Annotated in this window: 3 protein-coding genes; all 3 read right to left on the reverse strand. The window is 67.5% G+C overall.

Going from position 1 to position 6,860, the window contains the following annotated elements:
* Positions 1 to 143: 143 nt before the first annotated feature.
* Positions 144 to 1,022 (reverse strand): KPN_02809 family neutral zinc metallopeptidase, encoded by an 879-nt coding sequence (gene ypfJ / locus ACFPZL_RS08205; RefSeq protein ID WP_218116262.1) that lies wholly within the window; start codon positions 1,020 to 1,022, stop codon positions 144 to 146.
* Positions 1,023 to 1,608: 586 nt separating this feature from the next.
* Entirely contained in the window at positions 1,609 to 2,265 is a 657-nt protein-coding gene (locus tag ACFPZL_RS08210; RefSeq protein ID WP_218116467.1) for a hypothetical protein, read from the reverse strand.
* Between the two features lie 476 nt (positions 2,266 to 2,741).
* The gene (locus tag ACFPZL_RS08215) at positions 2,742 to 6,554 is read right to left on the reverse strand and encodes an SdrD B-like domain-containing protein (RefSeq protein WP_218116468.1); all 3,813 of its coding nucleotides are present in this window, start codon (positions 6,552 to 6,554) and stop codon (positions 2,742 to 2,744) included.
* Between the last annotated feature and the right edge of the window lie 306 nt (positions 6,555 to 6,860).

Consider the following 6,860-nt stretch of genomic DNA (forward strand, 5'->3'; position numbering starts at 1 on the left):
GCCGTTCCGGCGGTGCGGCTGGCGCAGGCAGCGGATCGTCCGGGCGCGGACGGCAGAGCGCCCCGAAGCCGAAACTGCCCAAGAACTCCCGTGGCGCGCAGCTGGCGGCGGCCAAGGCGAGGCGGCGCGGCAAGCGCTGAGCGTTAGAGCTTGCTCGCCGAGACGCCGAAGGTGTCGCAGCTGAGCGCACCCTCCTCGTAGCCGGTCTGGAACCAGCGCTGACGCTGCGCGGAGGAGCCGTGCGTGAACCCGTCGGGGTTGACCCGCTGGCCGGCGCTGCGCTGGATGTTGTCGTCGCCGACCGCGGCCGCCGCATCCATCGCATCGGCCATTTCAGCGGCCGTCACCGGCTTCAGGAACGGGGTGCCGTTCGCGTCGGTCGTGGTCGAGGCTGCCGCGACCCAGGCGCCGGCGTAGCAGTCGGCCTGCAGCTCGAGCCGCACCGAGCCGGAGGCTGCGCCGCTGTCGTTCCCCACCTGGCGGAGCTGGCCGGTGAGGTTCGAGATGTGATGCCCCCACTCGTGCGCGAGCACGTACATCTGGGCGAGCGGCCCGGCGCTGGCGCCGAAGTCGCTGCGCAGCGTGGAGAAGAAGTCCGTGTCGACGTAGATCGACTCGTCCGACGGGCAGTAGAACGGTCCGATGGAGGCCGACGCGGTGCCGCACCCGGACTGCGTCGTGCCGCTGTAGAGGGCGACTCCGGGTGCGCGATAGCCGTCGACCTGGCCCTCCCAGAAGGTGTCGAGCGAGTCCGCGGCTCCCGCCATGCGGCAGTTGTCGTCCGCGTTCGCGTCGGCACCTGTCCGGCACTCTTCCATCGACACGGTCTGTTCGCTGCTCGTGCTGCCGCCGCTGCCGTCGATCACACCGGCAAGCGGGGTGAGATCCACGCCCAGCAACTGCGAGGCCACCGCCAGCACGATGATGCCGAGCAGGCTGCCGCCGCCGATCGCGGCGGTCTTGCCTCCCCGGCGGCGCTGCACCTTGCTCGTGTCGATCCGCGCGTCGTCGTTGAAGGTCATCGCCGCTCCTTCACCGCGTCGTTCGCCTCGCCATCCGATCGCACGATCCGAGCCTGATCCGGCCCGAACGTACTGGGCCGAGCCGCAGAACGCCTCTCGGCGAAAGGCCGCTCGAGGCGGCGAATATTGGAGCCCGGGGTTACTGCGGCCCGGCGGTTCCATTGTAGCGGGCACCGGGCCGAATGGGACCCGGCCTGTACCACCCGCCCGCTCTCCGGGCCGAGTCGCCCCGGCCGTACAGCCCGCATCGCCCCCGGCCGCACAGCCCGCTCCGGCCGCTCCGGCCGCTCCGACTGATCCAACTGATCCGACGGTTCCGACGGGTCCGAGAAGTGGTTCGCTTCCTCGTGGGGCCGACCCGTGCCCGATGACCAGCCTTGTTCCTGACGAGAGGCCCCGTTCCTGACGAGAGGCCGCCTTCGTCACGGTGCATAACGGGGCCGCTCGTTCGCAAGGGGGCCGGTCATCGAACTGGGGCGCGGGACGGGGGCGCGGGACGGGGGCGCCGGACGCGCGGACGGGCGGGCGCGCAGAGCGGGCGGGCAGACAGAGAGAGAGCGGGCAGGCAGGCAGGCCACCGTGTCGGTCAGTCGAGGGTGCCGTCCCGCCATCTGCGGGCGCCGGCGTGGAGGTCGTCGGCGAAGGAGGTGTAGTGCAGCGCACGGGTGGTCAGCCGCCCGGCGTGCTCCGCGTCGAGAGGATCGCGGTCGTCAGCGAGCGATGCGGCGCCGAGCGCCATGATCCGGCAGTAGCTCGATGCCCGTTCGAGCGCGATGGCGAGGTCGCCCGCGAAGACGCCCCGCAGGATCGTGTCGCACAGTGCCGAGATCGAGTCGGGACTGACCGGTTCGGCGACCCCGGCGACCACCGGGTGGATGCTGCGGGAGTTCTCCTGCCCGATGCGGAAGAGATCGGCCGTGCCTTCCGGGTCGCCCTCCGCGATGCGGTGCAGCAGGTAGATGCGCCAGAGCTGACCGGCGAGGGAGTGCTGGCCGGCGTCGGCCCACAGTTCGGCGATGTCGTCAATGCCGGATCCTGCGGCGAGCTTCACGACGCGGTCGACGAGGGCCGGGTCGGCACCGGTCGTGCCGGGACCGGCGCCGGCGGATCCGCGCACGCGGTCGAGGAGGGCCCACGAGGTCTCCTGCGCGATGCGGTGGGCGGCGCCCGGGTCGTCGGATCCGATGATCCAATCGAAGTTCGCGGTGGGCTGCAGCAGTGGGCGTCGATGATCGCGTGCCATGTCGTCGCCTTTCGTCCGCGCGTCTGGCCGGGCATTCGAACGGCCCGGCCAGGAGAGTCTACGCCCGCGACGGGGTCGCGCCGTGCAGCAGTCGCACTGTGCAGCGATCGCTGAGCCCGGTGCGGTAGCCGGGAGAGTGACGTCCGACTGCTGACCGCCGCACCCGGCCGATCTCGGCGGCGGTTCGCCGGAGAAGAAGTGCAGCCCCGAACATCGATCAGGGGGGAGGATGTTCGGGGCCGCACGATTTGCCTGCCACCGGCCGGATTCTTGGGGAGGGTCTCTACCTGGTGGCGGGCGCGTCACCCCAGCGCGCGCACCCTCGGTACAGGGGGATGGATGAGGCGCGCGTCGCTGGAATGACGAGTCTGGGTTGGGTTGGGTTGGTTGGGTCGAGGTGTCGCACCGACCTCCGGCGGCTCGCCCGCAGGGAGGGGGGTCTCGGGGGTGGTCGGAGGCCGGTGCGACGAGGAAGGTCAACTCATCTGGATGGGGAATTCCTCATCCTCTTCGCGTCGGCGACGGTCGCGCAGCATCATGGCCGCACCGCCGATGAGCATGAGCCCGGCACCCAGCAGGAGCACTCCGCCGAGCAGTGTGCCGCCGAGGTTCGGGATGCAGTCCTCCTCGCAGTTCTCGCTCACCTCCGGGTCCTCGAAGGTGTTGACCGCGCTGATGGTCAGTACCTGGAGCTCGTCCGGGCTGCCGTCGGTGACGATAGCCGCGTTCTCGAACGAGTCCCGGTCGACCACGGATTCGACCGCACCGCCATCGTCGACTTCTTCACCGAAGCACTTCGTGCCGAGCGGCAGCACCCGCGCCTCGTCGTTCTCGTCGACGAGGTACTTCGTCTGGCCGCCCTTGATGAGCACGCTGCCGGAGTACACGTCCGCGCGCAGGGTCTCGCCGTCGGCGTCGGTCTCCTCGATCTGGCAGGTGACGAGGATCTCGAAGACCTTGTTCTTCGCCTGCTCGATCGCGTCGCGGTCGCCGTCGAGCTTCTTGGTGACTTCGACGCTACCGGCCGAGTAGAAGTTCGTGAGCGAGGCGGTGACGGTGCCGGAGGTCTGCGCGGACGAGTCCCAGGGCACGGTGACCGTGACGGGGCCGGCCGCCTCGTCGGCGCTGCCCGAGTCCGTCTCTGTGACCGTGCACGATGCGTAGGCGGGCAGCGGGCCGAGCACGTCGCTCGTCACCGCGTCGGCGCCATCGACCGAGAGGGAGACCTCGCCGTCGAAGACCGCGACCGGGTCGGCGCCGGAGCCGTCATCGAAGGTGCAGACGACGTCGAACACGAGCGTGTCGTCCTTCGCGTACTCCCCTGCTCCGGCACCGGCGACCGTCTTGTTGATCTGCAGGCCGCCGTTGGGCAGGAAGCCGGCGTCGACCGTGCGATCGTGGGTGTCCCGTCCGAGCACGAGCGGGTCTGCTTCCCCCGTCTCGGTGTCGGCGTTCGAGTCGTTCGTCTGGTCGCCGTCGGCGCCGTTGGCGAACTGCTGCGTGAACTCGCTGCCATCGGGTGCGACGAAGGTGACCGTGTACCCGTCGTCATCGGAGGACCGCAGGCCGCGGAACAGGTAGGCCCCGCTGTCGTCGGTCTCCGCGTCGATCGAGACCGCGTTCCCGAGATCATCGGTGCCCGAGAGGCGCACGACGATTCCCTCGGCAGGCTGCTCGGGTGATCCCTGGAACGAGTCCTGGATGCCGTTGCGGTTCAGGTCCCACCACGTGTAGTCGCCGATCGAGGACTCGATCGCGACCTCGGGACGGCGGATCGGGCCCACCGTGTTATCCAGGCCATCGGCCGCGGCCATCGCACGGTTGACGTATACGTCGCCCCCGCGGTTACCGACGCCGACCATCGACAGCTCGATCTCGATCACATCCCCCGACAGGTACGCGCCAGAACGCTGGATCCGCAGACCCGTCACCTCGGCAGCAGACGCCGGGCAGCCGTTCACACCCGATACCCGGGTACCGCCGGCAGGAGCGTCGCACCAGGTCGTCGCACCCGCGGCTCCGTTGGACGGATCCTGCGGATTCGCCGACACATTCGCGGTCTTCGTGTACAGGATGCGCGTCTGCGCACCGCCCTGCGTCACTGTCGCTTCGACGAACTCGAACGTGCCGGTGAAGTCAGTGCCGGCAACACCCTGCTTCGGGAGCACATCGATCACATCCGGGTTGGTCACACCGGACTGCTCGGAAGCGGGGAGCGTGTTGGAGAGGCGCACGGCCCACTTGTTCAGCTCGTCCGTCGCCTGCCCGGCGCGGTTGACCTGCACGACCGGGGTCAGCGCCTCCTTCTCGAGCTTGATGCCCGCGATGTTCGCGATCTGGATCTGCGCCTGATCGCTGCGCTGCGCGAGCGTCGACGCGTCGTCCTCGGCCCACACCACGACCGTGTTGGTGTAGACGCCGTCAGCCGCAGTCGGGGAGACCTCGACCGAGAGGATGATCGGCTCGATCACCGTGTTCACTTCCTGGTCGGGCAGCACCCACCGAATGTAGGTCTCACCCGAGGCGCAATCCGGGCGCTCAGCGTCGGCCGGAGTGGAACCGGGAGAGACGATCGCCGGAGTCACCGACGCCGTGTCATACGACTGCGAAGCCGGGAGGCAGTCCTCCACCCACACATCCTTCAGAATGCCAGGTGCCTGCGCACCGCTCGTGAGCGACGGCGACAGCCGGTACTGCACCAGATCCCCGCCCGTCACATTCGGCGGCGTCGACGAGAATGCACCCGTGTCGCCCTTACGCACCTGCTTGTCGATGCGGGCCTGAGCGTGAGCCAGGATGAGGCGGTCACCGGCGGCACCGTCATGAGTCTCGGGACGGTAGGCGCTCTTCTGCCACGTCGCGCTGTTCTGCGCAAGTACCTCTGTCATCGAAGCGGTCGAGAAGTTGATGCGCGTGTTGGTCGCCCAGTTCGGCAGGATCGTGCCGCTCGGGTATCCACTATCGGCAACCCGCATGCCGATCGCTACGTACGCACGAGCTTCGGAGATGTTCGTTCCCGCCGGTTCTGGGAGCACGAGGTGGACCCGTACACGGCCGACGCCGGTGTATACGCCCTGCGCTTCGAGAACGGGGTCGTTGGCGAATGTCGCATCGGTAGGATCCGTGAGCCACGGCCCCTCTGAGTCGCGGCAGCGTGTTTCGTCATCGACCGTGGCGGCGCTGAGCGGTGAGTACTCGATCACCATTTCCGGTACCTCCAACGCCGAGACCGCTGAACGTACGACGTTCGGGTCTGCGGTCGCCACATTGTTGTAGCCGTTGATCCATACCGGGGCACCGTTCGAAGGCACGAGGCGTGCAGTTGCGTTTCCAGCCGGTACGTTCCGAGCCTCCAGATGCAGTTTCGTGTTGTCCCACACGTCGCAGGCGACCACGCTGACATTGGCGGGCAGCGTGTTGTCAGTGCCGCCGATGGCCAAGAGCGAAACGATGCTCTGTTCCGGCGCGACCGTGATGCCGCCCGATCGCCTCGTCGCACCGCCCGGAGGGCCTTCACCTGTCGTCGATGGGCCAGAGGGCCAGAACTCCTGTGCGGTCATGTTGCCTGGCAGACCAGTTACTCCCACGAAGTACTTGGTAAAGCTACCAGCAAGGGAGACATTCGGTGTCGTGGTGCGGTAGTCGTTCCAGTGCCAGTCGGAGAAGCCTGCGGGCTTGACCCAAGAGGGAATGTTGGGGCCGGCTGCACCCCAGCTATCTGCCGAGCTGTTGCCGGGCTGATCATCCGAGCCCTGCACATCACCATTCTGCGGGTCGAATCCCTCGATGTGCAGATCGCTGTACTGGTTGAAGGTGCGCAACGTTCTCGTGCCGTTCGAGCCCGATGAACTCCCGAATTCACGGATCACCTCGACCGGGGTGTGCACCCTAATATGAAACGAGATCGCATAGGCCGCATCGCCCGGAATCGCCGAGCCGGTCGCGTTCTGTGTCGGGTAGGTGCGCAGTGAGAAGTCGGCATTCTTGATCGTCAGCTGCGCTGCGGTGCCGGGTCCCGAATCCGTGATCTCCAGTTGGCCCGTGTCGCGCACAGAATTGTGTGCCTGTGCGGTGCCCGATGGGGAAGGGCTTATCTTGCCATAAGGCCGACCACCTGTAGTCGCCCCCGAGTTACTCGCGACCGAGACGATCTTGCTACCGTAGAGGTCGAGATTGTTGACGATACTATCGGGGTTCTCAGGATCGAGTGCGGCGGTGCCGACGAGGTGCGGATACATGGCGGCAGGCGAGAGATCGTCGACGAAGGTGACGTCGCCCACAGCTGGCATGGCGCCCTTACCGCCAGCTGGTGCGGTAACGAACACGTGATATCCGGTCTCCATGCAGGTCTTTGACGCGTCCCACGCACACTGCAGAGGGGTCGGACCGTATGCGTACCCCGAGTTCTCTTCGAGCGCCTGCCCGTTTTTCACAAGATCCCACATCAGTCGCGCGGACGCCTTCACGCTCGGCAACGGCGGCGTCGCAGCAACCGGCTCCTCCACACCGTCAGCGGTTTGTCAAGTGTCGAGTTTCGTAGAGAGTGCTTTAGTTGGTTTTGGACAGGGCAAGTGAGGGCTGACGGGTCGCCCAGT

Source organism: Leucobacter soli (assembly GCF_042659205.1).
Taxonomy (GTDB): domain Bacteria; phylum Actinomycetota; class Actinomycetes; order Actinomycetales; family Microbacteriaceae; genus Leucobacter; species Leucobacter soli.